Origin of the sequence: Kitasatospora sp. NPDC059571 (genome assembly GCF_042735675.1) — a bacterium.
In the GTDB taxonomy this organism is placed as follows: Bacteria; Actinomycetota; Actinomycetes; order Streptomycetales; family Streptomycetaceae; genus Kitasatospora.
The window spans coordinates 2,252-5,651 of sequence record NZ_JBHWBW010000500.1; the positions used below are offsets into that span (position 1 = coordinate 2,252).

General features: G+C 74.1%; 2 protein-coding genes and 1 pseudogene. All 3 read left to right on the forward strand.

Going from position 1 to position 3,400, the window contains the following annotated elements:
• A pseudogene (locus tag ACFV0G_RS33945) lies at window positions 1–336 on the forward strand (hypothetical protein); the annotation flags it as partial.
• Window positions 337–346: 10 nt separating this feature from the next.
• Entirely contained in the window at window positions 347–1,546 is a 1,200-nt protein-coding gene (locus ACFV0G_RS33950; RefSeq protein WP_380556303.1) for an FAD-dependent oxidoreductase, read from the forward strand.
• A gap of 175 nt (window positions 1,547–1,721) precedes the next feature.
• A complete protein-coding gene (pruA, locus tag ACFV0G_RS33955) occupies window positions 1,722–3,350 on the forward strand; it encodes an L-glutamate gamma-semialdehyde dehydrogenase (RefSeq protein WP_380556305.1) in 1,629 nt (542 codons plus the stop codon).
• The last annotated feature ends 50 nt before the right edge of the window (window positions 3,351–3,400 follow it).

Genomic DNA, 3,400 nt, shown 5'->3' on the forward strand with positions numbered 1-3,400 from the left:
CGCCCCAGGTGTGGGCGCGCCACTGTGCCCCCCCCCGCCCCCCCCCGCCCCGGGGGGGGGGGGGGGCGGCGGCCCGCGCCGCGGCGCCGCCCCCGGCGGCCCCCCCCCGACCTGCTGGAGCGGCGCCACGCGGCGCTGACCGCGCAGGTCGGGGAGATCCGCGACACCGTGCGGACGGCCGGCGAGCAGGGCGTCCCGTGGATCTTCCTGATCGAGGAGGAGTACCGGCGCGGCGTGCTGGAGGCCGAACTGGCCTTCGTCACCGGCCTCGTCGACTCGCTCAGGCAGCCGGAGGCCGTCCGGGCCTGGCAGGAGTTCTTCGACAATCGGACGTGAGGAGTCTGAGATGACGCGCGTACGCACAGCCCTCGTCGCCGGCGGCGGGATCGCCGGTCCGGTGACCGCCCTGGCCCTGCACCGGGCCGGCATCGACGCGACCGTCCACGAGGCCTACGCGAGCCCGGCCGACGGCGTCGGCGGGGTGTTCATGCTCGCCCCCAACGGGCTGGACGCGCTGCGCGCGGTCGGCCTCGACGAGGAGGTGCGGGCGATCGGCCAGCCGGTCGGCCGGATGCTGATCGACGACCCGCGCGGCCGCCCGCTCGCCGCCTTCGGCGGGGTCCCCGGCCTGCCGCCCGGCCTGGTGCTGTGGCGCTCCGACCTGTACACCGTCCTCCGGCGCAGGCTGCAGGAGCAGGGCGTGCCGGTGGTGTACGGCAGGCGGCTGGTCGGCGCGGACGAGCGGCCGGACGGCGTCACCGCCCGGTTCGCCGACGGGACGGGCGCCGACGCCGACGTGCTGATCGGCGCGGACGGCGTGCGCTCCGCCGTCCGCACCCTGATCGACCCGGCCGCCCCCGGCCCCGCCGGCACCGGGCTGATCGGGTTCGGCGGATTCAGCGACCACGTGCCCGCCGGCGCGGCCCCGGACGAGATGCACTTCGCCAACGGCCGGCGCGCCTTCTTCGGCTGGTGGGCGCTGCCGGACGGCGGCACCGCCTGGTTCAGCAACCTGCCGCACAAGGAGGCCATGACCCCGGCGCAGGCCCGGCAGGTGTCCGCGGACGACTGGCTGGCCCGGCTGCGCGAGCAGCACGCCGACGACGCGCCCGCCGCACCCGTCCTCGCCGCGGCCCGTCCGGACACCCTGGTGAGCGTCGGCTCGATGCACATCCTGCCCCCGGTGCCGCGCTGGCACCGCGACCGCCTGGTGCTGGTCGGCGACGCCGCGCACGCCCCGTCGCCGAGCTCCGGCCAGGGCGCCTCCCTGGCCGCCGAGAGCGCCGTCCAGCTCGCCCGCTGCCTGCGCGACCTGCCCGACCCGGCGGCCGCGTTCGCCGCCTACGAGCGGTTGCGGCGCGCCCGGGTGGAGAGGATCGTCGCCCAGGCGGCGCGGACCAACAACGAGAAGGCCGCCGGTCCCGTCGCCCGGACGGCGATGCGGCTGCTCGCCCCGATCGCGCTGCGCACCTTCCTGCGCCCGGAGCGGATGTTCGGGCCGGTGCACGGCCACCGGATCGACTGGGACGAGCCGGTCATCGGCTGACCGCCGCCCGGCCGCAGGGACCGCCGGACCCGCCGTTCATCCGATCGGACAACGCCGAACGGAGGACATTGGCCGCCAGGCCAATCAGGTGGCGGGTTCCGGCGGCATAGCGTTCCCCCATGGCCGGCGTGCGACCCTCGCCGGCTCGACCATGACGAGAAGGAGAGCGCGCGCCATGGATGCTGTGACCCAGGTCCCCGCGCCGGTGAACGAGCCGGTCCACAGCTACGCCCCGGGCAGCCCCGAACGGGCCCGCCTGGAGGCGAAGCTGAAGGAGCTGGGGGGCCAGGAGCCGATCCAGCTGACCATGACGATCGACGGGGAGCGCCGCATGGGCGCCGGCTCCGAGATCCACGTCGTCCAGCCGCACAACCACGCGGCGAGGCTCGGCACCCTGCGCAACGCCACCCAGGCCGATGCGCAGGACGCCATCGATGCTGCCCTGGCCGCCGCGCCGGCCTGGCAGGCGCTCTCGTTCGACTCCCGCGCCGCGATCTTCCTCCGCGCCGCCGACCTGCTGGCCGGCCCCTGGCGCGAGACCCTGGCCGCCGCCACCATGCTCGGCCAGTCGAAGACCGCCCAGCAGGCGGAGATCGACACCCCCTGCGAGCTGGTCGACTTCCTGCGCTTCAACGTGCACTTCGCCCGGCAGATCATCTCCGAGCAGCCGATCTCCTCGGACGGCGTGTGGAACCGCAGCGACCACCGCCCGCTGGAGGGCTTCGTCTACGCGATCACCCCGTTCAACTTCACCGCGATCGCCGGCAACCTGCCGACCGCGCCCGCGCTGATGGGCAACGTGGTCATCTGGAAGCCGTCCCCCACCCAGCAGTTCGCCGCGCACTACCTGATGCAGCTGCTGGAGGCCGCCGGCCTGCCCAAGGGCGTCATCAACATGGTCACCGGCGACGGCCTGGCCGTCTCCGAGGTCGCCCTCAAGCACCCGGCGCTGGCCGGCATCCACTTCACCGGCTCCACCGCCACCTTCCAGCACCTGTGGCGCGAGGTCGGCACCAACATCGCCGGCTACCGCACCTACCCGCGGATCGTCGGCGAGACCGGCGGCAAGGACTTCCTGGTCGCCCACCCGTCCGCCGACAAGGCCGTGCTGAAGACCGCGATGACCCGCGGCGCCTTCGAGTTCCAGGGCCAGAAGTGCTCGGCGCTCTCCCGCGCCTACGTCCCGGCCTCGCTCTGGAACGAGATCAAGGACGACTTCCGCGACGAGGTCGAGTGGCTCACCATGGGCGACGTCTCCGACCTGTCCAACTTCATGGGCGCCGTGATCGACGAGCGCGCCTTCGCCAAGAACAAGGCCGCCATCGACCGCGCCAAGGCCGACCCGACGGTCGAGGTCCTGGCCGGCGGCAGCTACGACGACTCGGTGGGCTACTTCGTCCGCCCGACCGTGCTGGTCTGCGCGGACCCGGCGAGTGAGTTCTTCCGCGACGAGTACTTCGGCCCGATCCTGGCCGTGCACGTCTACCAGGACGAGAACTACGACGAGATGCTCGCGCAGATGGAGTCGGTCTCCTCGTACGGCCTGACCGGCTCGATCATCGCCCAGGACCGCGCGGCCGTGCAGCACGCCATGGCCGTTCTGCGCCACGCGGCCGGCAACTTCTACATCAACGACAAGCCGACCGGCGCCGTCGTCGGCCAGCAGCCCTTCGGCGGCGGCCGCGCCTCCGGCACCAACGACAAGGCCGGCGCCAAGCAGAACCTGATGCGCTGGACGTCGACCCGCTCGATCAAGGAGACGTTCGTCCCGCCGACGGACTACCGCTACCCGCACATGGGCTGACCCCCCGTTGCACCACGGCGGGGGGGGGGCCCCCCCCCCCCCCCCCCCCC

Coding starts and splice junctions, on each gene's coding strand:
- ACFV0G_RS33950 (WP_380556303.1), top strand. CDS start 347: ATGACGCGCGTACGCACAGCCCTCGTCGCCGGCGGCGGGATCGCCGGT.
- pruA (WP_380556305.1), top strand. CDS start 1,722: ATGGATGCTGTGACCCAGGTCCCCGCGCCGGTGAACGAGCCGGTCCAC.